The organism is Terrabacter sp. 2RAF25, assembly GCF_052115265.1.
GTDB lineage: Bacteria > Actinomycetota > Actinomycetes > Actinomycetales > Dermatophilaceae > Terrabacter.
Genome location: NZ_JBFRGJ010000010.1, coordinates 22,792 through 45,543, shown reverse-complemented (window position 1 = coordinate 45,543; position 22,752 = coordinate 22,792). Strand labels below are relative to the sequence as shown.

Annotated in this window: 21 protein-coding genes; 9 read left to right on the top strand and 12 right to left on the bottom strand. The window is 71.5% G+C overall.

Annotation, left to right across the window (positions count from 1 at the left end; all coding sequences use genetic code 11):
• Nucleotides 1–122: 122 nt before the first annotated feature.
• Complete coding sequence (locus tag AB4091_RS20305) at nucleotides 123–1,391, top strand: NAD(P)/FAD-dependent oxidoreductase (protein ID WP_442294417.1); 1,269 nt, start codon at nucleotides 123–125, stop codon at nucleotides 1,389–1,391.
• 216 nt (nucleotides 1,392–1,607) lie between these two features.
• Here AB4091_RS20305 and AB4091_RS20300 read toward each other — a convergent pair whose 3' ends face one another.
• Together AB4091_RS20300 and AB4091_RS20295 are read right to left on the bottom strand one after the other, a co-directional pair.
• The gene (locus tag AB4091_RS20300) at nucleotides 1,608–2,372 is read right to left on the bottom strand and encodes a hypothetical protein (protein WP_442294415.1); all 765 of its coding nucleotides are present in this window, start codon (nucleotides 2,370–2,372) and stop codon (nucleotides 1,608–1,610) included.
• Complete coding sequence (locus AB4091_RS20295; RefSeq protein ID WP_442294413.1) at nucleotides 2,369–2,911, bottom strand: sigma-70 family RNA polymerase sigma factor; 543 nt, start codon at nucleotides 2,909–2,911, stop codon at nucleotides 2,369–2,371. The genes AB4091_RS20300 and AB4091_RS20295 overlap by 4 nt, the downstream gene beginning before the upstream one ends.
• Nucleotides 2,912–3,041: 130 nt before the next feature.
• Between AB4091_RS20295 and AB4091_RS20290 the strand changes: the two genes are divergently transcribed.
• Nucleotides 3,042–3,581: a hypothetical protein gene (locus AB4091_RS20290; RefSeq protein ID WP_442294411.1), complete on the top strand. Its 540-nt coding sequence runs from the start codon at nucleotides 3,042–3,044 to the stop codon at nucleotides 3,579–3,581.
• A gap of 70 nt (nucleotides 3,582–3,651) precedes the next feature.
• Here AB4091_RS20290 and AB4091_RS20285 read toward each other — a convergent pair whose 3' ends face one another.
• The 10 genes from AB4091_RS20285 to AB4091_RS20240 form a co-directional block, all read right to left on the bottom strand.
• Complete coding sequence (locus AB4091_RS20285) at nucleotides 3,652–5,421, bottom strand: alpha-amylase family glycosyl hydrolase (RefSeq protein WP_442294409.1); 1,770 nt, start codon at nucleotides 5,419–5,421, stop codon at nucleotides 3,652–3,654.
• Between the two features lie 83 nt (nucleotides 5,422–5,504).
• Nucleotides 5,505–6,452, bottom strand: coding sequence for an N-acetylglucosamine kinase (locus AB4091_RS20280; RefSeq protein ID WP_442294407.1), 948 nt, complete (start codon nucleotides 6,450–6,452; stop codon nucleotides 5,505–5,507).
• A gap of 13 nt (nucleotides 6,453–6,465) precedes the next feature.
• A complete protein-coding gene (locus tag AB4091_RS20275; RefSeq protein WP_442294405.1) occupies nucleotides 6,466–7,374 on the bottom strand; it encodes a carbohydrate ABC transporter permease in 909 nt (302 codons plus the stop codon).
• On the bottom strand, nucleotides 7,371–8,270 hold the full coding sequence (locus tag AB4091_RS20270; RefSeq protein WP_442294403.1) for a carbohydrate ABC transporter permease: 900 nt from the start codon (nucleotides 8,268–8,270) through the stop codon (nucleotides 7,371–7,373). Before AB4091_RS20270 ends, AB4091_RS20275 begins: the two co-directional genes overlap by 4 nt.
• Before the next feature lie 22 nt (nucleotides 8,271–8,292).
• A complete protein-coding gene (locus AB4091_RS20265) occupies nucleotides 8,293–9,618 on the bottom strand; it encodes an ABC transporter substrate-binding protein (RefSeq protein ID WP_442294401.1) in 1,326 nt (441 codons plus the stop codon).
• Between the two features lie 82 nt (nucleotides 9,619–9,700).
• A complete protein-coding gene (locus AB4091_RS20260) occupies nucleotides 9,701–10,642 on the bottom strand; it encodes an N-acetylmuramic acid 6-phosphate etherase (protein ID WP_442294399.1) in 942 nt (313 codons plus the stop codon).
• A 264-nt stretch (nucleotides 10,643–10,906) separates the two neighbouring features.
• A complete protein-coding gene (locus AB4091_RS20255; protein ID WP_442294397.1) occupies nucleotides 10,907–11,806 on the bottom strand; it encodes a MurR/RpiR family transcriptional regulator in 900 nt (299 codons plus the stop codon).
• A 4-nt stretch (nucleotides 11,807–11,810) separates the two neighbouring features.
• Entirely contained in the window at nucleotides 11,811–13,553 is a 1,743-nt protein-coding gene (locus tag AB4091_RS20250; protein ID WP_442294395.1) for a serine hydrolase, read from the bottom strand.
• Between the two features lie 36 nt (nucleotides 13,554–13,589).
• Nucleotides 13,590–14,102 carry a hypothetical protein gene (locus AB4091_RS20245; RefSeq protein WP_442294393.1) on the bottom strand — a complete coding sequence of 171 codons (513 nt, stop codon included), beginning with the start codon at nucleotides 14,100–14,102 and terminating at the stop codon, nucleotides 13,590–13,592.
• 188 nt (nucleotides 14,103–14,290) lie between these two features.
• Nucleotides 14,291–15,868: an ATP-dependent DNA ligase gene (locus tag AB4091_RS20240; protein WP_442294391.1), complete on the bottom strand. Its 1,578-nt coding sequence runs from the start codon at nucleotides 15,866–15,868 to the stop codon at nucleotides 14,291–14,293.
• 122 nt (nucleotides 15,869–15,990) lie between these two features.
• Between AB4091_RS20240 and AB4091_RS20235 the strand changes: the two genes are divergently transcribed.
• The 7 genes from AB4091_RS20235 to AB4091_RS20205 all read left to right on the top strand — a co-directional run bounded on the left by AB4091_RS20235 (nucleotide 15,991) and on the right by AB4091_RS20205 (nucleotide 22,751).
• Nucleotides 15,991–16,998 (top strand): alpha/beta hydrolase, encoded by a 1,008-nt coding sequence (locus AB4091_RS20235; protein ID WP_442294389.1) that lies wholly within the window; start codon nucleotides 15,991–15,993, stop codon nucleotides 16,996–16,998.
• Nucleotides 16,999–17,172: 174 nt separating this feature from the next.
• Complete coding sequence (locus AB4091_RS20230) at nucleotides 17,173–17,970, top strand: SDR family NAD(P)-dependent oxidoreductase (protein ID WP_442294387.1); 798 nt, start codon at nucleotides 17,173–17,175, stop codon at nucleotides 17,968–17,970.
• Nucleotides 17,967–18,749: a 3-oxoacyl-ACP reductase FabG gene (gene fabG, locus AB4091_RS20225; protein ID WP_442294385.1), complete on the top strand. Its 783-nt coding sequence runs from the start codon at nucleotides 17,967–17,969 to the stop codon at nucleotides 18,747–18,749. Before AB4091_RS20230 ends, fabG begins: the two co-directional genes overlap by 4 nt.
• A gap of 1 nt (nucleotide 18,750) precedes the next feature.
• Entirely contained in the window at nucleotides 18,751–19,824 is a 1,074-nt protein-coding gene (locus AB4091_RS20220; RefSeq protein ID WP_442294383.1) for a phosphotransferase family protein, read from the top strand.
• 5 nt (nucleotides 19,825–19,829) lie between these two features.
• On the top strand, nucleotides 19,830–21,050 hold the full coding sequence (locus tag AB4091_RS20215; protein WP_442294381.1) for an acyl-CoA dehydrogenase family protein: 1,221 nt from the start codon (nucleotides 19,830–19,832) through the stop codon (nucleotides 21,048–21,050).
• Nucleotides 21,051–21,129: 79 nt separating this feature from the next.
• Nucleotides 21,130–22,299 carry an acyl-CoA dehydrogenase family protein gene (locus AB4091_RS20210; RefSeq protein ID WP_442294379.1) on the top strand — a complete coding sequence of 390 codons (1,170 nt, stop codon included), beginning with the start codon at nucleotides 21,130–21,132 and terminating at the stop codon, nucleotides 22,297–22,299.
• A 38-nt stretch (nucleotides 22,300–22,337) separates the two neighbouring features.
• Nucleotides 22,338–22,751, top strand: coding sequence for a nitroreductase family deazaflavin-dependent oxidoreductase (locus AB4091_RS20205; RefSeq protein WP_442294377.1), 414 nt, complete (start codon nucleotides 22,338–22,340; stop codon nucleotides 22,749–22,751).
• Nucleotide 22,752: the final 1 nt, after the last annotated feature.

Here is a 22,752-nt window from a genome sequence, read left to right as displayed (position 1 = left end):
ACCTGACTGTGCTGTGCGCACAATCAGGGTGAACAACTCTGTCATCGCGGCACCACGGGGTCGGGCGCCTCGGACGCCACCATGGTCGGAAGGCACCCACCCACCCACAGGAGTCGATCCGCATGCCTGCCGTGAACACCGCTGGTACCCCGGTCCCCGAGCGCATCGCCGTCGTCGGAGCGGGCATGGTCGGTCTCGCGACCGCCTGGTTCCTCCAGGAGCGTGGCGTCGAGGTCACCGTCATCGACCGCGACGGTGTCGCCGCCGGCGCCTCGTGGGGCAACGCGGGCTGGCTGACGCCGGGCATCGCGACGCCGCTGCCCGAGCCGGCCGTGCTCAAGTACGGCCTGCGCGCCGTGCTCAGCCCGAGCTCGCCCGTCTACGTGCCGCCGAGCGCCCGCCCCGACTTCCTGCGCTTCGTCACCGGCTTCACGCGCCACAGCACGATGAAGGCCTGGAAGAAGGCCATGGGCGCTCTCGTGCCCGTCAACGACCTGTCGCTGCAGAGCTTCGACCTGCTCAAGGCCGGCGGCGTCGACGCCGACACCTACGAGGCCAAGTCGTTCACGGCCGCCTACCGCACCGCCGAGGAGCGGACGACGCTGCTCGAGGAGATCGAGCACATCCGCGCGCAGGGCGGCGACATCACCTTCGACGTCCTCTCCGGTGACGACGCTCGCGCCATCGAGCCGGCCCTGTCCGACGAGATCGGCGCCGCGATCGTGCTGCACGGCCAGCGCTTCATCAACCCGGGCGCCTACGTCGCCGCGCTCGCCGACTCGGTCACCGCCCGCGGCGGCAAGATCGTCACAGGCAGCGCCGTCTCGCGCATCACCGACACCCCCACCGGCGTGCTCGTGACGAACGACTTCGGCCAGGCCGAGCACTACGACGCCGTCGTGGTCGCGACCGGTGCGTGGCTCGGCAAGCTGGCACGCGACTTCGGCGTCAAGCGCGTGGTCCAGGCCGGCCGCGGCTACTCCTTCTCGGTCGAGGTCGAGGACCTGCCCAACGGCCCGGTCTACTTCCCGGCCGCCCGCGTCGCCTGCACGCCGGTCGGTGACCGTCTGCGCGTCGCCGGCATGATGGAGTTCCGCCAGCCCGAGGCTGCCCTCGACCGCCGTCGCATCAAGGCCATCGTCGAGTCGGCACGCCCGCTGCTCAAGGGCGCCGACCTCGACCACCGCCAGGACGAGTGGGTCGGCTCGCGCCCCTGCACCATCGACGGTCTTCCGCTCATCGGCGCCTCGAAGAACCCCAAGGTGTTCGTCGCCGGCGGCCACGGCATGTGGGGCATCACGCTCGGCCCCGTCACCGGTCGCCTGCTCGCCGAGCAGATCGTCACCGGCACCGCCCCGGCGCAGCTGAGCCCGTTCGACCCGCTTCGCTGAGCCGCACGGCAACGCACGGAAAGGGCCCGTCCAACAGATGTTGGACGGGCCCTTTCGTGCTGTCCCCCAGTGCAGCCGGGCACTCATGCGCCCGAACCACGTGACGGCTGTCGGCGGACCCCTCAGTGCGGCGACGGCCGTCCCCAGGTGTTCGATGCCGTCCCACGTTCGGATGGGGGCCTCCGCTGGTCGTCGAGGAGGTGCGCCGCGTCGCGCTCAGCCGTCGTCGCCGGGCGGAGCCTCGGCGCGCGGGGCCTCCTCGGCGCTCGGCGGCGAGGGCGTGCCGTCCTTGGTGTTGTCGCTGCCGGAGCCCTCGCCGACGGACTTCTCGTCGGTCGTCTCGGACTTCGGCTCGTCCTCGTCGGTGGCGGTCGGCGTCGGGCTGGGGGTGCTGGTCTCCTCGTCCCGGCCGTCGAGCCCACGGCCCGACTCCGTGAGGGCGGTCTCGGCGCTCAGCAGCGACTGCTCGACCTCGTCGCGCTCCACCGGCTGACCCTCCTGGTTCTGCCGGGCACGATCCAGCTCGGTCCGAGCCTGGGTGAGCAGGGCCCGGGCCCGGGCCCGGTCGCCGGGTGTCACGAGCGACCCCGCCGGGCCGAGGATGCTCCCGGCCTCGGCGATCAGCGTGCTCGCGCGGGACAGTGAGACCGGGGAGACCTGAACCGTGGTGCCCGGTCGCGGGCTCGACTGCGGTGCGACCGTGCCGAGAGCCACGGCGACGACGGCGGCGGCCGCGGCTGCTGCGGCCCACGCGAGCGACGGCCGAGTGCCTCGCGGCGGGGTCGCGGCGGCACCGAGGCGGCCGCCCCAAGCCGGCTGGAGCCCAAGACCGGGCGAGCTGGCATCGGCGACGACGGCGAGGTCGGCCAGCAGGCGCACGGCACCGTCGGAACCGACGGGGGGTTCCTCACGCCGGGCAAGCGAGTCGAGGAGGGCATCGTCGACGCGGACACCTCGCGCGGTCGGGCCGAAACGGGTCATGCGCCGGTCACCCCCATGGTGAGCCGCAGGGCGCGCAGGGCCCGGTGCTGGGCGACCCGCACGGCACCCGGGGTCATGCCGAGCACCGCCGCCACCTCGTCAGCCGACAGCTGGTCGACCACGCGCAGCAGGAGGATCTCGCGCTGGCGCTCGGGCAGGGTGGCCAGGGGCGCGAGCAGGCGCTGCAGGCCGTCGCTGCTCACGGCGCGTTCCTCGGGCGACGGTTCGGGGGACTCGCGGTCGGGGACGCCGTGGACCTCGCGGGACCGCGCGAGCGACCGCCGCGCCATCGCCACCTTGTTGGCGGCGATGCCGAAGACGAAGCTCGTGAACGGCACGCCGCGCTCCTCGTAGCGGGGCATTGCTGCCGCCAGCGCCACGCAGGTCTCCTGGGTCACGTCCTCTGCCACCTCCTGGCCGAGCCGGGTCACGCAGTACCTGCGGATCCGGGGGCGAAACTCCCTGATGAGCGACTCGATCGCTGCGGCGTCACCGGCCTGGCCCCGGCGAACGAGGTCGCGCAGCTGCGACTCGTCCATCACTGGTGAATTCCCGTCGGAGGTTCTCGCGTTACGCGTGTAACGGACCGTGTGGTCGCGGCAATCCACGGTCGTAGGTGCGGTAGGTCGGCATCCATCGGAAGGGGACCTCCAGATGAGTCTCAAGCCCGTGAATCGTAGCGTTGCGTTCGCCGTCGGCGCAGCGGTTGCGGTGGCAGCCGCAGGCATCGGCGTCGCCGCCGCGTCGCCCGGTCAGCCGTCCCTCCCGCCGTCGGTGGTGGGCACCTCAAGCGCGTCGCCAAAGACCGGAGCCCCCGGGGTCGCGACGCCCGAGGTCGGCGAGCCATCCCCCTCGAAGACGATGTCTTCGGGCGCGCCGACCACCACCGACGGGCCCGACGAGCCGGGCGAGGTCGAGGACCAGTCGAAGGCTGACGCGCCGGAGGCCAGCGAGGCCAGCGAGGCCAGCGAGGCCGGCGAGGCCGGGGACCAGTCGAAGGCTGACGCGCCGGAGGCCAACGAGGCCAACGAGGCCAACGAGGCCAGCGAGGCCGGGGAACAGTCGAAGGCTGACGCGCCGGAGGCCAACGAAGCCAACGAGGCCAACGAGGCCAAGGACGGGTCGAAGGCAGATTCGGCCGACCATGATGGCACCGGTGAGACCGCCGAGCCGGCCGAGAGCCAGGACGACTCCGGCACTGACGGCTGACGCCGGCCCCCGCCCCCGCCTGGGTCGAACGGTGGACGATCCCCCACGGACCCTGCAGGCGGTCTGGCGGTCAGGCAGGCGTCAGGACGACCAGGCTGTACGCGCCCACCGAGACGGTGCCGCTCGCCGGGTGGTCGTCGAGGGGCTCGTCCACCGCTTCGACGTCATGGGTCTCGTGGCCCGCGAAGAGCGCGCTGTAGGTGCCCGCGTCGGAGTTGAAGCGCACCGCCCACGGCCCGGCGGACGGCATACCCGTCGTGATGTCGCGAGCCTCGGCACTCGCGTTGACGACCACGACGGCTGCCTCGTCGCCGGAACGGCGCTCCCAGGCGACCGCCTTGGCCTCGTCGTCGAGGTGGAGCACCTCGAAGCCGTCGCCGCGCAGGCCGGGTGAGACGCCGTCGACGTCGCGGCGCAGGTGGATGAGGTCGCGCCCGAGCCGGACGATGTCGCGGAACTGCTCGGCCCGCTCCCAGTCGAGCGGCACGTCGTCGCGGAACCACTCGTCCTCGAGGAACTCCTGGCCCTGGAAGAGCATCGGGATGCCGGGCGAGGTCAGCGCGATGGCCAGCCCCAGCGTCGCCCGTTTCTGGGCGGCCCAGCCGCTGGGGTCGTCACCGTCGATCTCGTGGGGCACGCGCAGCTTGCCGTTGGCGACCTCGTCGTGGCTCTCGGTGTAGACGATCCGCCGGAAGGGCTCGTCGGTGCCGCGCACCGCTTCGACGAGCTCGGTCATCGAGCGGTCGGCATCGTCGACGGCCGTGAGCACGCGCCGCACGGGGTGCACGAAGCCGGCATCCCACTGAGCGTGGAAGCCGGCGCCGCCGTCCTCCGCGGACGTGATGGCAGGGTCGCCCTGGAGGTCCTCGGCGATCAGGATCTTGTCGGGGTGCCGCTCGTGGATGGTGTTCGTGATGGAGCGCAGGACGTCCCAGCCCTCCGGGAGGTCGCCGGTGCCGACGCCGTCGATCGTGCGGACGTAGAGCGTCGCGTCGAAGCGCAGCCCGTCGAGGTGGAACTCCTCGAGCCACATGAGGGCGTTGTCGTGGAGGAAGGCGCGCACCTCCTCGCGGCCGTAGTCGGGCCGGGTGTCGCCCCACGGCGTGGCCGAGCGCTCGTCGTTGTAGAAGTAGATCCCGCCCTTGCCGTCCTCGCTCCAGCCGTCGAACTGCCAGAGGGCGAGGTCGCTCGGGCCGTAGTGGTTGACGACGACGTCGAGGATCACGGCGATGCCGTGGCTGTGGGCCTCCTTGACGAACGACTTGAGGGCATCGGCGCCGCCGTAGCCGCTCTCGACCGCGAAGGGGTTCGACGGGTTGTAGCCCCACGAGTAGTCGCCGGCGAACTCCGCGACGGGCATGAGCTCGATCGCGTTGATGCCGAGCTGGTGCAGGTACTCGAGCTTGCCCGAGAGCCCGGTGAGGTCGCCGGCGTCGCCCTCGCTCGCGACGTAGGAGCCGATGTGGGTCTCGTAGATGACCAGCTCGTCGTGCGGGGGACAGCCGAACGTGTCGCCGCCCCAGTCGAAGGCGTCGCGGTCGTAGACGACGGCGTTGCCCGACGAGTTCGTGACGACCCGGGCGCGGGGGTCGATGCGCATGAGGCGCTGGTCGCCGTTGGTGATGACGAACTGGTACTCGTCGCCGGGGCGCACGCCGTCGACGTCGGCGTACCAGTGCCCGCTCTCCTCGGGGACCATCGCGTGACCGTCGCCGGACCAGTCGGTGAAGCTGCCGGTGACCGCGACGGCGTCGGCGTGCGGCGCCCACACGCGGAACGCGGTGCCCGTCTCGTGGGGCATGGACCCGAGTCCGGGGCGGTGGTCGTCGTGCTCGGACATGCGGGCTCCAGTCGGCTCGTTGAGGTGTCCCGAGCGTAGACGGGCTGCTGGGACCGATCAGGGACGTACCCGATCGGGCCGGCTCAGCGGACGAGGAGGTATGCCGGGTGCGCGGGGACCTGACCCGTCTCGAGCAGGTGCCGGGCGAGCAGCAGGGCGCCGTCGAGCGCGCCGCCGAGTGCCGGGGAGCGGGTGGCTCCCGCGCGGGCGAGGGCCTCGTCGAGCGCGCTCGCGACCGGGGCCGCGGACAGCAGGCCACCCGTCGCCGTCAGGGTCGGCGTCGGAAGGCCCTCGGCAGCGCGGAGCAGGGCTTGGGCGAGCGCGGATCCCGTTCTGGCGCAGAGCTCTCGAGCGACTGGGTCGTCGACGGCGGCGACCGTGACGATCGGGGCCACGGCTGCGAGACGCTCGGGGGCGTCGGGCGTCGTCATGACCTGGCGCGGCCACGTCTCGGGTGGTCCGATCAGAGCGGTTGCCGCCTCGAGGAGGGCAGGCGACCCGTCAGGCAGGCCGTCGTGGGCCCGGAGGGCGGCGCGCAGCCCCTCCATGCCGAGCACGGCGGCCGAGCCGGCGTCGCCGAGGACGTGGCCCCAGCCGTCGACCCGCCGCCACTGGCCGGCGAAGTCGGTGCCGAAGGCCACCGCTCCGGTGCCGGCGGCGACCACGGCACCGGGGCCGATGCGGCCGGTCGCGCCCACGAGGTTGGCGACGGCATCGCTGACCACGACGGTGCGGCGCGCACCCAGCCCGGCAGCGACCGTGCGCAGCACCTCGGCACGGTCGGCGAGGAAGAGCAGCCCGCGCATCGACCACACGACGACTTCGGGGGTCTCGGGCTGCCCTGCCGCAGTGGCCTTCTCGTCGGCATCGAGCAACGCCCGAGCATCGGCGACGAGGGATGCCAGGTCGATCCCGCCGACCCCGACCCGGGCCCCGGCGGCGGTGCGCACGGGACCGCGCCCGGCGGCATACGTGGTCAGGCGAAGGCCGGAGCCACCGACGTCGACGGCGACCACCGTGCGCTCGCTCACGCGAGCGAGCCGATCACTTCGCCATGCCGGCCGTCAACCCGGCGACGATCTGCTTCGTCGCGACGAGGAACAGCACGATGAGCGGGACCGTCGTGATGACGAGCCCGGCGAAGACCGCCGAGTAGTTCGTCGCGTTCTCGCCGAAGAAGGTCGTGAGGCCCACAGGGAGGGTGTACTTCTCCTCGCGGCGCAGCAGCACGAGCGGGAAGAGGAAGTCGTTCCAGATCGGCACGAAGCGGAAGACGGCCACGGTCGCGAGGGCGGGTCGCACGAGCGGCACCATGATCCGCCAGAACGTCTGCCAGCTCGTCGCGCCGTCGAGGGCCGCCGCCTCCTCCAGCTCCTCGGGCAGCTGCCGGAAGAACGTCGTGAGCACGAAGATCGAGAACGGGATGCCCGATGCGGCATACATGAGCATGAGGCCGAGCCGGGAGTCGACCAGCCCGAGCCCGTCGAAGAGGTAGAAGATCGGCAGGATCGCGAGGTGGATCGGCAGCATCAGGCCCGAGAGGAAGAGCGACTCGAGCCAGCGGAAGATCCTGGAGCGACCGCGAGCCAGGGCGTACGCGGCCATCGTCGCCACCGACGTCGAGATCGCCACCGCTCCGACCGTGACGGCCAGCGAGTTGCCGAAGTACGTCGCGAAGCTGCCGGTCGTCCACGCCTCGACGTAGCTCGCCGTCGTGGGCGGGGAGGGCAGGCCGAGCGGTTCGGTGATGAGGTCGGCGTTGCTGCGGAAGCTGTTGCTGACCATGAGCAGCAGTGGCACGAGCGCCAGAGCGGCATACCCCCAGAGCAGCACCCCGGCGCCCGCTCCGCCGACGGGACGGTTGGGCCGCGGCGGGCGGCGCCGGCTGGGCGGTGGGGTCGACGTGCCGGCCTGCTGCGGCGGCGCCTCGGTCGTGACGACGGCGGTGGTCATGCGGTGATCCTCCGCTCGTGTCGGCGCAGCACGGCGGTGGCGGCGTAGGCCCCGCCGAAGATGATGAGGAAGAGCACGGTCGCCAGAGCCGACGAGCTGCCGATCGCGTCGGTCGCGCCCGAGTCGAAGGCAGTGCGATAGAAGAGCAGCGAGACGAAGTCGGTTGCGCCGGCAGGGTTTCCGGTCGACCCGCCGAACGCGTACGGGAGGGCGAAGGCCTCCATGGCGAAGATGAACGTGAGCACCGACACGGTGCCGATGGCCGGCACCAGCAGCGGCAGGGTGATCCGGAAGAACGCCTGGCGGTTGCTCGCCCCGTCGACGCGGGCCGCCTCGGTGAGCTCCTCGGGCACCCCGCCGAGGGCCGCCCCGTAGAGCAGCACCGGGAAGCCGATCCACTGCCACACGCTGACGAGGATGACGACCCACAGGGCCGTCTTGGGATCGCCGAGCCAGGGCAGCGCCCACGACTCGAGGCCGATCCTCGTCAGCAGCGTGTTCAGGGGCCCGAAGGTCGGCGAGAGAAGGAGCGTCCACAGGTAGCCGATGACGATCGGGCTCACGAGGTAGGGCATCGCGTACAGCGTCTGGAGCGCCCGGCGGCTGCGCGGGCGGCTGTGCAGCAGATACGCGATGGTGAGCCCGAAGGTGTTCTGGATGAGCATCGTGCCGACGAAGAAGAGCACGTTGTGCAGCAGCGCCTGGGGCAGGTCGGTCGTGAACGGCGCCTTCGTGAAGAGCGTCGTGAAGTTCGCGACCCCGGCGAACTCCCCGCGGTTCGTGCCCTGCCAGTGGAAGAAGGCGTACGAGAACGCCGTCACCATCGGGTAGAGCACGAACACCGCGAAGAGCCCGAGCGCCGGGGCGACGAAGAGCAGGCCGGTGCGGCGCTTCATGCCATGCCTCTCGGGTCGAGCGTCACGCGCTCGGCTTGAACCAGGTCTTGATGCCGGTGTCGAGCTCCTTGCTCACCGTGGCGGCGTCCTTCGACCCGAGCAGCATCTCCTGGATGCCCTTGCCGAGCAGCTCGGTGCCCGACGGGGCGCCGTAGCGGAAGTCCGTGAGCAGCAGGTAGGGCGAGCCCGACTTCGAGTAGTTGTCGCTCATCTGCTTGAGCAGCGGGTCGGTCGGCTCGACACCGGGCACCGCCGAGAGCTGCTTGATGTCGTCGTTGACCATCTGGCCGAACTCCTTGGAGGTCATCCACGTGACGAGCTCGGTGGCCTCGGCAGGGTGCTTCGACCGGGCGGAGACGGCGAAGTTGCCATCGGCCCATCCTGCCGTCGTCGCGGTGGAACCGCTCGGCGAGCCGGGGGCGGGTGGCACCTGGAAGATGCCGATCTTCATGGCCGGGTTGGCCTTCTGGAAGACGGACAGGTCGAAGCTGCCGCCGGGGATCATCGCGGCCTTCTCGGCCGAGAACAGCGTCTGGGCATCCGTCTGGGCGACACCGGTGACGTTCTTCGGCATGTACTCGGCCAGGTCGGCGACGACCTTGACCGAACCCACCCAGTCGGGGTCGGTGAAGGACTTCTTGCCCGACTGCACCTCGCTCTGGAAGGCCTTGCCGCCGAAGCGGGAGCCGGCGAGCACCTCGTGGACGATCGGCAGGGTCCAGTCGTCCTTGGCGCCGACGGCGATCGGCGTGACCCCGGCGGCCATCAGCTTGTCGTTGGCGGCGACGAACCCGTCCCACGTGGTCGGTGCCGCGATGCCGTTCTTGTCGAACAGGCCCTGGTTGTAGAACATCTGGACCGTCTGGCGCGCGAGCGGGACGGAGTAGGTCTTGCCGTCCTCCTTGCCCTTGGTGCTCGCGACGACGTTCTCGTCCCAGCCGGACAGGTCGATCTTGCCGTCGAGCGGCAGCAGCGACTTGCTCGCGACGGTGCCCTGCAGCTGGCCGTACGAGCGGACCTGCGGCACGTCGGGACCGTTGGCGCCGGCGAGCCCGGTCGCGAGGATCTTGTTGTACTCCGTCGCCTTGAAGGCCTTGAACTCGATGTTCACGTTCGGGTGGGACTTCTCGTACGCGTCGAAGATCTTCTTGTACGCCGCCTCGTCCTCCACGCGCCACGACCACACGGTGAGGGTGGTCTTGCCGTCGGCGCCGGCATCGGCCCCGCCCGAGCTGTCCGACGAGGACGGCGAGCAGGCCGTCACGGCCAGGGCCCCGGAGAGGGCGGCGACCGTGAGGATGGTGCGGCGGACCCGCGACGAGCCGGCGAGGCGTGGGGCGAACGTCATTGTTGTGCTCCTGTCGGGTTCTGCGTGGTGCCGGGGGACACCGTTGATGGGGAGAGGGCGGTGCGGGAGTTCGGTGGTGAGGTCAGTTCTCGGGCGTGGTGCGCGTGGTGCCCCGGGGCGGACCGCCGAGCGCGAGCAGGGCCCTGGCGACCGACCCCTCGTGCTCGGCCATGGCACGTCGAGCTGTGCTGGCGTCGACGCCCGCGAGCATCGACAGCAGCGCCGGCTTCAGCTCGCCGTCGGCGTCGTCGAGGGCGGCGCGGGCCTGCGCGGCATCGGCGCCGGTGGCCTCCTGCAGGATGCGGAGCACGCGGCCGCGAAGCTTCGCGTTGGTGGCGACGACGTCGACCATGAGGTTGCTCCACGTGTGGCCGAGCCGGATCATCACGGCCGTCGAGAACGAGTTGAGGACCAGCTTCTGCGCAGTGCCGGCCTTGAGCCGGGTCGAGCCGGTCAGCGCCTCGGGGCCGGTGCGGGCGGCGAGCAGGTGGTCGGCGTGCTCGGCGATCTCGGCGTTCGGGTTGGCGGTGACGAGGCCGGTGACGGCGCCGCGCTCGCGGGCACGTTCGAGCGCGCCGGCCACGAACGGCGTACGCCCTGAGGCCGTGAGGCCGATCGCGATGTCACCTGGGCGGAGCGGGTCGGCCTCGGAGCGGCCGAGGTCGGCGTCGTCCTCGACGTTCTCGATGGCGCGCAGCAGCGCCTGGGGGCCGCCCGCGTGGTGCGCGACGAAGAGGCCGGCAGGGACGTTGAACGTCGGGAGCAGCTCGGCGGCGTCGAGCACGGCCAGGCGACCGGAGGTGCCGGCGCCGAAGTAGTGGACGGTGCCACCGGAGCGCAGCGAGTCGACGGCCCGGTCGACGAGGCGAGCCAGCTCAGGCAGCACCTCGCTGACGGCAGCGGCGACGGTCGCGTCCTCTGCGTTGAGCGTGCGCAGGATGTCGAGGGAGGTGTGGGTGTCGATGGACGTCGTCCCCGGATGGCGCTCCTCGGTGGGGGCGTCCACGGTCACCTCGCTGCTCACTCGTTGGAGGTTAGTTTCCTACGCGTATGCCGTCAATGCCGTAAATGAGTGACGTTCTCGTCACGACACCTCCAGACTCCCAGGGCGCAACCGGGTCACGCGTGTCGAGCGCTCCCTGCCCAGACGGTCCTCCCCGAGTCGAGTGCCCATTTACCGACGGCCCGCTCGGGTCGAGTGCTCATTTCCTGACCCAGAACACACGAAAATGGGCACTCGATGTGTCGGGAAGTGGGCAGTCGATGAAGGGACGGGAGCGTGATCGGCCTAGTCGGTGACGTGGTGGCCGGCGACGGCCTCGCGCGTGTCGACGACGGCCTTGCGGGCCCGGCGCAGGTTGCGTTGGGCCACGGCGATGTAGAGGCAGTCGACCACGGTCAGGGCCGCGATGCGGCTGGCTGTCGCGCCAGAACGCAGGCTGGTCTCGCGTGCCGCCGTGGTGAGCAGGAAGTCGACGCCGGAAGCGAGCCGCGAGAGCGGGAAGTTCGTGATCGCGACGGTCTTGGCTCCGGTGGAGCGAGCGGCCGCCAGTGCCTCGATCGTCTCGGTGGTGGTGCCTGAGTGCGAGATGCCGACGGCGACGTCGCCAGGCCCGAGCAGCGTGGCGCTCGTCAGGGCGATGTGCGGGTCGTTCCACGAGAAGGCCACGATGCCGATGCGGTGGAGCTTCTGCTGTAGGTCGGTGCCGACGATCGAGCTGGCGCCGATGCCGTAGATGTCGACGCGTCCGGCCTTGGCGATGGTGGCCGCCGCCGTGGCCATCGCCTCGCGGTCGAGCTGTTGCGCCGTCTCCTCGACGGCGCTCGCGTCGGTGAACGCGACCTTCGCGATGATGTCGTCGATCGAGTCCTTGGCGCTGATGTCGGTGCCGTTGTTGCTCATCGTGCGCGGCTGGGCGGACTCCTCGGCGAGGGTCAGGCGCAGCTGGGGGTAGCCGGGCAGGCCGAGCCTCCGGCAGAACCGGAGCACCGTCGTCTCCGACGTGCGCGCCGCAGTGGCCAGCTCGCTGATGGTGAGCCCGGCCGCGCGTCGGGCGTCGGCCAGCACGATGTCGGCCACGCGGTCCTCGGCGGGCGAGAGGGACGGCTTGATCCCCCGCAGGCGGATGAGCAGCGATGTGCTCGTCGCACCTGCGGGGGACGAGGTCCCGTCGTCGGTCCTGGGCATGGGCCTACGCTACGGCTTCGCGGCCCTGCAGCCGCCACCCGTCGGCCGTGAACGCGCCGGGTGTCTTCTCGCCGTCGAGCAGGATGCCGCCTGGCCCGTTGACGAGCACGTCGTCGACCGCGATGCCGCGCCCGAGGTAGCCGCCGTCGGTGGTGTGCCGCCAGCGCAGCTGCTGCGCGCCCGCCAGCAGGTCTGCACGGACCTGCACCCACCGTCGCGTGCCGGAACCCGAGACGACCCCGTCTGCGGCCTCGGTCTCGCCACGGTCGGTGACCTCGAACGACAGCGCCGTCCACGTGGCCCCGCCGTCGGTCGAGCGCTCGAGGTGCAGCAGGTCGGTCTCCTCGGTGTCGGCGAAGAGGTCGAAGCCGAGCCGGGCGCCGCGCGGGTCGACGGTCAGCGTGGGCGTCGTCAGGGTGGTCGTCGCGGCGTTGTCGGAGCCGGTGAACCAGGCCGAGTCGCCATGGCGGGGCCGGATGCCCATCGACGCGGCGATCCCATGGGCCCACTCTCGGCGGGCGAGGTTGATCGAGCCCCAGTTTCGCGACGGGTGCACGCGGTTGGTGAGCAGGATCGCGAACGAGCGCGACGTGAAGTCGATGACGATGGAGGTGCCGGTGTAGCCCGTGTGGCCGGCGGTGCGCGGGCCGGACAGGGCGTCCATGTACCAGCGCTGGTCGAGCTCGAAGCCGAGCCCGTGGCTGTCGCCGGGGCAGTCGCTGTTGAAGTCCGTGACGAGCTGCTCGACGCTCTTGCGGCTGAGGATGCGGTGCCCGTCGTAGGTGCCGCCGTTGAGCAGCGCCTGGGACAGGACGGCGAGGTCGTCCGCGGTCGAGAAGACGCCCGCGTGGCCGGCCACCCCACCCAGCGACCACGCGTTCTCGTCGTGCACCTCGCCACGGACCATCCCGCGCGGCGGGGCGGTCTGGAACTCCGCCGCCGCCGTGCGGGCCTTGTCGGTCGGGTTGTAGCCGGTGTCCTCCATGCCGATCGGCGCGGTGATGCGGTCGTGCACGACGGTGTCGAGCGGCGCGCCCCGCAGCTTCTCGACCATGACGCCGAGCGTGATGAGGTTGAGGTCGCTGTAGAGGTAGGTCGAGCCGGCCGGGTTGGTGAGCGGCTGGTCCATGACGGCCTTGATGCGCGAGGCCTTGTCGGGCCACTTGCTCCAGAGCGGCAGCCACGACGTGAAGCCCGAGGTGTGCGTGAGCAGCTGGCGCACCGTCACGGCGCCCTTGCCGTTGGCCGCGAACTCCGGGAGGTACGCCGCCGCGGGGCTCTCGAGCCTCACGCGACCTTCTTCGATGAGCTGCACGACGGCGATGGAGGTGAAGAGCTTCGACACCGACGCCAGGTCGAAGATCGTGTCGGTGCGCATCGGCTCCCACTGGTCACGCGGGAGCTCGGTCGTCGCGTCGGCGTAGCGCAGGGCCCATCCGCTCGCGTCGCGCTCGACGACGTGGCCCTCGTGCCCCATGATCCCGACCGCCCCGGCGAAGAGCGGGTGGCCTGAGGCGTCGACCTGTTCGTGGCCGTGGATCTGGGCGACCGACTCGGCGATGGGGGCCGGGTCGAGCCCGAGCGAGGCCGGGCTCGCGTCGGAGAGCACGGTGTTGGGCGGGGCGAAGCCGCGGTCGGGCTTGCTGAAGTCGTCCGCCGTGGCCGACCCGGCTGGCCCCGCGGTCACGAGGCTTCCCGCCAGGGCGAGGCTGCCGAGGGCGGCCGGGACGAGGGTGCGCAGGCGCATGTCACTCCTTGATCGTGCAGCAGTCTGGACGGCCGGTCAGTTCGCCGGGCCGGTGTAGAGGAGGTACTGCTGACGCCGGGCGTCGAAGGCCGCGAGCTCGTCCCGCCACGAACCGACGACCTCGGCGGTGGGTGCGCCGGCAGAGATCTGGGTGCGCAGCCGTTGCGAGCCGGTCAGCTTGTCGATCCAGTAGGGCCGCGCCGGGTCGTAGGAGTCGTAGCGCCAGGCGACGTCGCTGTAGATCCCCTTCGCCGCCACGAGCATCTCGACCGTCGAGCGGATCGGGTCGAACCGCGAGGGGTCGGTGACGTGGACCTGCACGCCGCCGCAGACGAGACCGACGTGCTTGTCGAAGGTCGGCGTGAAGTCGGCCTCGCGGAACCCGACACCCGGAAGGTCAAGGGCCGCAAGGCGTTCGGCCCACCGGTAGTCCACGTAGGGTGCGCCGATGAGCTCGAACGGACGGGTCGTGCCTCGCCCTTCGGAGAGGTTCGTGCCCTCGAACATGCCCGTGCCCGGGTAGACGAGGGCTGTGTCGGGGGTCGGCATGTTGGGACTCGGCATGACCCACGGGAGCCGGTGACGGCATACGGCACGTCTCGGCGCCACCCCTTCACCTGGATCACGGACAGCTCCGACAGGCGACCACCCGCGTCGGCCGGGAGGAACTCGGCGTCGAAGTAGCGGCAACAGGTAGCGGCGCGGCCCTCACGGGACGCGCCGCTCGGACTCGCAGCTCACCAGCCCGCGAGCGACCTCACGGTCTGCACCGTGTCGATCTCGGAGACCGGCTTGTCGTCGCGGTAGCGCAGCACCCTGGCGAAGCGCAGCGCCATGCCGCCGGGGTAGCGGCTCGACCGCTGCACGCCGTCGAAGGCGATCTCGACGACCTGCTCGGGTCGCAGCGGCACGACACCCCACTGCTGGCCCGACCGGCCGGCCTCGACATCTGCCGGGTCGACCGCGAGCTCGCCGAACCGCTCGGTCTGCCAGACGAGCATCTCGTCGGTCATGCCCTTGAAGGTCTTGCCGAGCATGACGAGCTCACCTGAGTCGGCATCGCGTGCGCCGAGGTGGATGTTGGACAGCCAACCGCGGCGGCGCCCGCTGCCCCACTCGACGGCGAGCACGACGAGGTCGAGGGTGTGCCGCGGCTTGACCTTGACCCACCCCGGACCGCGCCTCCCGGCGGCATACGGCAGCGCCGGGTCCTTGACGACGACGCCCTCGTGACCCGCCGCGACGAGGTCGGCGAAGAACTCCTGCGCGGTTCCCGCGTCGTCGGTGAGCTCACGCGGCACCAGCCACGCCGGAGGAACGGTCTCGGCGAGCGTGGCCCAGCGCGTGGCTGCCGGCTCGTCGAGCAGGTCGTCACCGTCGAGGTGGAGCAGGTCGAAGAAGAAGGGGGTGAGCGGCACCTCCTCGCGCAGCCGCTCGACGTCGGCAGTGCTCGCCGTTCGCGCCCCGGTGACCTGGAACGGCTGCGGCCGACCACCCGCGGAGAGGGCGATGACCTCGCCGTCGAGCACGAGGGTCTCGACGTCGAGCGCGGCCAGCGCCTCGGTGATCTCGGGCATGCGGTCGGTCACCTCGTCGAGCGTGCGGGTGAAGAGGCGTACGGACCCCGGGCTGGTGCGGTTGTCGACGTGCGCCTGCAGCCGTATGCCGTCGAGCTTGGCCTCGACCACGACCCCGCCTCCCAGCGTGGCGAGGGCGGCCGCGACGTCGGGAGCCGAGCCGGCGAGCATCGGCCGCAGCGGCCGGCCGACCTCGAGGGTGAGTGCCTCGAGCGCCTGGACTCCACCGGTGAGGGCGGCGCTCGCGACCGGACCGGCGAACCCGGCGAGCATGACGGCGCGACGGACCGCGGCGTCGGGCACGCCCGCCGCCTTGGCCACGGCCTGGAGCATGACGCCGTCGCCTGCGCCCTGCCTCGTCTCGCCCGTGATGAGGCCGCGGAGCCACTGCTGCTCGTCGGCGGTTGCGCGCCCGAAGAGGTCGCGGACGGCGGCCGTGCGCGCCACGGCGGAGCCCGAGCCGCCGATGGCGGCGATGGCGGTCGCGGCGGCGTCGACCTCCTGCACCGTGAGGGTGCTCGTCTCGGCCGGCTCGGGCAGTCCCTGCAGCCCGCGCCAGCTGACGCCGATGCGCCGCTGCGGCAATGCGCCGGAGAGGTGCGCGGTGACGACCTCGACGGTGGCCGGGCCGTCGGCCGCGGCGCGGGCGAGGCAGGCGGCGAGGGCCTCGACCTTCGCGGTGCGCGACGACGTCGCGGCGACGGCGTGGGAGGTGGCGACGACGTCGGAGAGCTCCATGCCCAGATCCTGCCCGCTCCCACCCACACCCCAACCCTCTCCCAACCGTCGAGAGGCCAAAGTTCGCGGCCTCCCAACCGTCGAGAGGTCACGCGCGTCGGCGTCGGGTCTAGATTCGACCCATGCGCGGCACCGGGCTCCGGACGCGCGCCCTGGCCCGGACCGCCGCGCGGGGTGCGACGGCAGCCGCAGGCCTGCTCGCCGTGGCAACCCGGGTGACGCCGTGGCCGTCCGCACTCGCCATCCGGGCGATCTTCGACCGAGTGGCGGCTCGCGCCAGCTCGGCGCTCGAGCGGCATGTTCCCGCCGGCCTCGTCGAGGACGTCGACGAGGCGTACGACATCTCCTCGCCCGACGGGCGGCTCGACGTCTTCCGCCCGGAGCGCGATGGCCCGTTGCCGGCGGTCGTCTGGGTGCACGGCGGCGCCTTCGTGAGCGGCTCCAAGGGGGACGTGGCCAACTACCTGCGGGTGCTCGCCGGCAGGGGTTTCGCGACCGTCGGGGTCGACTACTCGATCGCGCCGGGTTCGCGCTACCCGAAGCCGGTGGGGCAGGTGGCGGCCGCCCTCGCGCACCTCGTCGACCATGCCGACCGCCTCGGCATCGATCCCACGCGGATCGTCCTGGCGGGGGACTCGGCCGGTGCCCAGATCGCCGCGCAGGTCGCGCTGCTCGCCACCGACGAGGCGTACGCGCGCGGCGTGGGGATCGCGCTGGACGTGCCGCCGGACGCGCTGCGGGGTGTCGTGCTCTTCTGTGGCGCCTACGACTTCACGCTGGCCCGTGGGTCGACCCGGCTCGGCAGCTGGCTCGTCGACACGGCGATCTGGTCGTACCTCGGACCGCAGCGGCACGACGAACGGGTCACCCTTCAGGGCTCGATCCCCCCGAACCTCACGCCCGCCTTCCCTCCCGCTTTCGTCTCGGCAGGCAACGGCGACCCGCTGCTCCCGCACACGCTGGGTCTGGTGGAGTCGCTCGAGTCGCACGGGGTCGAGCACGAGACGCTGCTCTTCGCCGACGACCACGAGCCGCGTCTCGGCCACGAGTACCAGCTCGACCTCGACACGGCCGCGGGGCGCGAGGCCCTGGACCGGTCGGTCGCGTTCATCCAGCGCGTCACCTCCTGAGACGGCCAGCAGTGACCCCTCGACCGGTAGGCGCCCGCCAGCTTTGGCCTCTCGACGGGTGCGAGGCCGCGAAGTTTGGCCTCTCGACGGGTGGAGAGGGGGGTGGGTCACTTGACGGGGAGGGGCTGTTGTCGTCAAGGTAAGCAAGCGCTTAGTCCACTCGCGAGGAGCAGCATGCCCGACACCGCCGTCGTCACCGGAGCCGCCCGGGGCATCGGGCGAGCCATCGCCACCCGCCTCGCGCGTGAGGGATGGCAGGTCGTCGTCGCCGACCTCGACGCCGACGAGCTCGCCGCGGTCGCCGCCGACACCGGAGCGCTCGCCGTTCCCGGCGACACCTCGACCGACGCAGGCGTACGCCACCTCGTCGACACGGCATACGGGCACCTCGGGCACGTCGACGTCTACTTCGCCAACGCCGGCATCGGCACGCTCGAGGGGCTCGACGCCTCGGACGCCGAGTGGGCCCGCACCCTCGAGACCAATGTGCTCGCCCACGTGCGCGCCGCCCGGCTGCTCGTGCCCTGCTGGCTCGAGGCAGGCGGCGGCCGCCTCGTCGTGACCGCCTCTGCTGCAGGCCTGCTCACGATGCTCGGCGACGCGCCCTACTCGGTGAGCAAGCACGCGGCCGTCGCCTTCGCCGAGTGGCTCAGCGCGACCTACCGGCACCGCGGCATCGTGGTCCAGGCCATCTGCCCGCAGGGCGTGCAGACCCGGATGCTGGATGGCTCGGGACCGCTCAAGGACCTCCTCACCCTCGACGCGACCCTGACGGCCGACGAGGTCGCCGAGGCCGCGTGGGGGGCCCTCGCGACCGACAACTTCTACGTGCTCCCGCACCCGGAGGTGCGCGACTACTACGCGCAGCGTGCCGCCCACCCCGACGCCTGGCTCGCCGGCATGAACCGGCTCCAGCAGAAGCTCGACCACCAGACCCAGACCTCCACCACCCCCACCCAGGAGCACGCATGACCGACCAGCCCACCACAGCCGACACGACCACCCAGCGCACCGCCATCGTCACGGGCGCCGCCCGCGGCATCGGCGCGGCCGTCGCCCAGCGCCTCGCCGCCGACGGGTTCGCCGTGGCTGTGCTCGACCTCGACGAGTCCGCCTGTGCTGCAGTGGTTTCGCAGGTCGAGGCGGCGGGAGGTAAGGGTCTGGCCGTCGGGGTCGACGTGTCCGACGAGGAGGGCGTGCAGGCAGCCGTCGACCGCGTCGCCGCCGAGCTCGGCGCACCGACGGTGCTCGTCAACAACGCAGGCATCATCCGCGACAACATGCTCTTCAAGATGACCGCCGGCGACTGGGACGCCGTGATGAACGTCCACCTGCGCGGCTCGTTCCTCATGACGCGGGCCACCCAGAAGCACATGATCGACGCCAAGTGGGGCCGCGTCGTCAACCTCAGCTCGACCTCCGCCCTCGGCAACCGCGGCCAGGCCAACTACTCCGCCGCCAAGGCCGGCCTGCAGGGCTTCACCAAGACGCTCGCCATCGAGCTCGGCAAGTTCGGCGTCACGGCCAACGCCATCGCCCCGGGCTTCATCGCCACCGACATGACGCGCCAGACCGCAGAGCGCATGGGCATCACCTTCGAGCAGTTCCTCGAGGGCGCGGCCAAGGAGATCCCCGTCGGCCGCGTCGGCCAGCCCGACGACATCGCCGCCACCGCGTCGTTCCTCGTCAGCGAGGGAGCCGGGTTCGTGTCGGGCCAGGTCATCTACGTGGCCGGCGGCCCGAAGGACTGACGTGACCGGACCCGATGAGCGCGGCCGCACCACCGGGCCCGAGCGACCGCTCGAGGACCCGCCCGGACTCCCACTCGCGCGTCTGGCGGACTGGCTCGGCAGCGCCGCACCCGGGTTGCTGGACGACCCGCTCACCGGGCGGGTCGTGGCCGGCGGCAAGTCCAACCTCACCTACGAGGTCGGTGACGGCGCCACCACGGTCATCGTGCGGCGGCCGCCGCTCGGGCACGTCCTGGCGACCGCGCACGACATGGGGCGCGAGCACCGCGTCATCACCGCGCTGCGCGACACCGCCGTGCCGGTCCCGACGACGTATGCCGTGTGCGACGACCCCGACGTCATCGGCGCGCCCTTCTACGTCATGGAGCGCGTGGCAGGCACGCCGTACCGGTTCGCCGCGCAGCTCGGCCCGGTCGGTTCCGGGCGGGTGAGGGCCATCAGCGAGCGCATGGTCGACACCCTCGTCGCGCTCCATGCCGTCGACCCTGAGGCCGTCGGTCTGGGTGACTTCGGGCGGCCCGAGGGGTTCCTCGAGCGGCAGGTGCGGCGGTGGAAGCAGCAGCTCGACGCCTCGCGCAGCCGCGACCTGCCGGGTATCGACGAGCTGCACGACCGTCTGACGAAGTCGGTTCCGGCGCAAGGTGATCCGGCGATCGTCCACGGCGACTTCCGGCTCGACAACCTGCTCGTCACCGACGACGACCACGTGTCGGCCGTGCTCGACTGGGAGATGGCGACCATCGGCGACCCGCTCACTGACGTCGCGCTGCTCGAGGCGTACCAGACGCTCCCGCGCATGATGGACAGCGTCGCCGTGTCCGACGTGTCGCGCACGCCCGGCTTCATCACCGGGCCGGAGCTGCGCCAGAGGTATGCCGCCGCGAGCGGGCGAGACCTCACGCACCTCTCGTTCCACCTCGGGCTCGCCTACTTCAAGCTCGCGGTGATCCTCGAGGGCATCCACTACCGCTACACCCAGGGCCAGACCGTCGGCTCGGGCTTCGCGCGCATCGGGGAGGCCACCGGGCCCCTCGTCGCAGCGGGGCTCCGGGCCGTCGACACCGAGGAGGACTGAGGCACATGGACTTCGGATTCGACGCCAGGACCGAGGAGCTGCGCCAGGAGCTGCTCGGCTTCATGGACGAGCGCATCGTGCCGTCGCTGCCCGTCTTCGACGAGCAGGTCGCGGACCTCGACGACCGCTGGGCGTGGAGCACGGCGCCGGTGCTCCAGACGCTCCGCGCAGAGGCCCGCGACCTCGGCCTCTGGAACGTCTTCCTCCCCGGGGATCGCGGGCCAGGGCTGACCAACCTCCAGTACGCCCCGCTCGCCGAGATCACCGGTCGCTGCATCCGCCTCGCTCCGGCGGTGCTCAACTGTGCCGCGCCCGACACCGGCAACATGGAGGTGCTCACCCAGTTCGGCACCGAGGACCAGCAGTCCGAATGGCTGGAACCCCTGCTGCGTGGGGAGATCCGTTCTGCTTTCGCCATGACGGAGCCCGGCGTCGCCAGCAGCGACGCCACCAACATCGAGCTCTCGATCCGCCGCGAGGGCGACGACTACGTCATCAACGGCCGCAAGTGGTGGATCACCGGCGCGATGAACCCCGAGTGCGAGATCTTCATCGTCATGGGCAAGACCGACCCCACCGCCGACCGGCACCGGCAGCAGTCGATGGTCCTCGTCCCGCGCGACGCCCCCGGCCTCGAAATCGTGCGCGGCATGGAGGTCTTCGGCTACGACGACCACGACCACGGTGGCCACGCCGAGCTGCGGTTCACCGACGTCCGCGTTCCCGCCTCCAACCTCATCGGTGAGGAGGGCACCGGCTTCGCCATCGCCCAGGCCCGGCTCGGCCCAGGCCGCATCCACCACTGCCTGCGCTCGATCGGCCTCGCCGAGGTCGCCATCGAGGCGATGTGCCGCCGTGCGTCCGAGCGCGTCGCGTTCGGCCGGCCGATCGCCGACCAAGGCGTGGTGCGCGACTGGATCGCCGAGTCGCGTGTGCGCATCGAGCAGCTGCGCCTGCTCGTGCTCAAGACCGCCTGGCTGATGGACACCGTCGGCAACAAGGGCGCGCACACCGAGATCCAGGCCATCAAGATCGCGACGCCCAAGACGGTCGAGTGGATCCTCGACAAGGCCATCCAGACCCACGGCGCCGCCGGCCTGAGCCAGGACACCGAGCTCGCCGCGGCCTTCGCCGGCATCCGCACGCTGCGCTTTGCCGACGGCCCCGACGAGGTGCACAAGAACGCCCTCGCCAAGGCCGAGCTGCGGAGGTATGCCGCCCGCTGAGCGCGGGTGCGTGACCGCGGCATCCGGCATACGCATCGAACCGAGAGACCGAGCGACAGACCGACGAAGGGATCGCACCATGGACTTCGACCTCAGCGCCGAGGAGCGCGAGATCCGCGACTGGGTGCGCACCTTCGTGCGCAAGGAGGTCATGCCGCTCGAGCAGCAGGTGCTCGAGCGCGAGCGGCGCCATGAGCGCGGCATCACGGCCGATGAGCTGAAAGCCTTGCAGGACAAGGCGAAAGCGTCCGGCTTCTTCGGCATCCAGACCCCCGAGAGCCACGGCGGCATGGGCCAGGGCGCTGTGGTCGCCGCCCTCATCGAGATCGAGCTCGGCCGCTCGTTCGTGCAGTTCAAGTTCGGCGGCGAGGCCGACAACATCCTCTTCAGCGCCACCGAGGAGCAGCAGGAGCGCTACCTCGTGCCGACGATCCAAGGCACGCGCACGTCGTGCTTCGCGATCACCGAGCCCGGGGCCGGCTCCGACGCCCGCGCCATCCGCACAGGTGCCCGCCGCGAGGGCGACGAGTGGGTCATCAACGGCGAGAAGACCTTCATCACCGGCGGCCACGAGGCCGACTTCGTCATGGTCTTCGCGGTCACCGACAAGGAGAAGGGCGCCGACGGCGGCGTCACGTGCTTCCTCGTCGACCGCGAGCTCGGCTGGCGCAGCGAGCCCATCGACACCATGGGCGAGTGGGGCCCGGCCGCCCTCGTCTTCGAGGACGTGCGGGTGCCCCACTCAGCCATCCTCGGCGAGGAGGGCAAGGGCTTCGAGCTCGCCATGCGGTGGATCGGCAAGGGCCGTTACATGCTGCCGGCCCGCGCGCTCGGCGCCTGCGAGCGGCTCGTCGAGATGGGGATGGAGCACGCGCGCAACCGCGTCACCTTCGGCGAGCCGATCGCGAGCCGGCAGGCCATCCAGTGGATGGTCGCCGACTCAGCCGTCGAGATCGAGGCGCTGCGCTGGCTCGTGCTCACCTCCGCGTGGCAGGTCGACCGAGGCATCGACTCGCGCCAGTCGCAGTCGATGGCCAAGCTCTTCGGCGGGGTCAAGGCCAACGAGATCGTCGACCGGGTGCTCCAGATGCACGGCGGCATGGGCTACACGCGCGAGCTGCCCGTCGAGCGCTGGTACCGGGAGCTGCGGCTGCTGCGGATCTACGAGGGCACCGACGAGATCCAGCGACGCACGATCGCCCGAAACCTGCTCAGGGGTCATGCCTCCGTGCGGGGCCACCTCGGCTGAGCCTTCCGCAAGCCCACGGCCGGGCGCATGCTTGACGCATGACCGGGCCTCCCGCAAGCGCGAAGCAGTTCAACAAGGTCGCGGTGCGCCTCGCGGGGCACCGATTCCTCCCTCTCTGGGCGGTGCTCCGGCACACGGGCCGCAAGAGCGGAAGGCCCTACGAGACCCCGATCGCTGTGGTGCCCACGGACACGACCTTCCTCATCGCGCTGCCGTGGGGAAAGGGCACCGACTGGGCGCGCAACGTGCAGCACGCCGGTGGGTGCACGATTCGCTGGAAGGGCCGGGAGTTCATCTGCGCGGAGCCGACCTTCGTCGGCAAGGAGGTCGCCCTCGAGGCGGCCACCGGTATGCTCCGGCGTGGCATCGAGCGGCAGGACCTGCCCCACGGCTTCCTGCAGCTCACCCGTGAACCGGCGCCCCAGCGTTCGGCCATGCAGTCGGGCTGGTGAC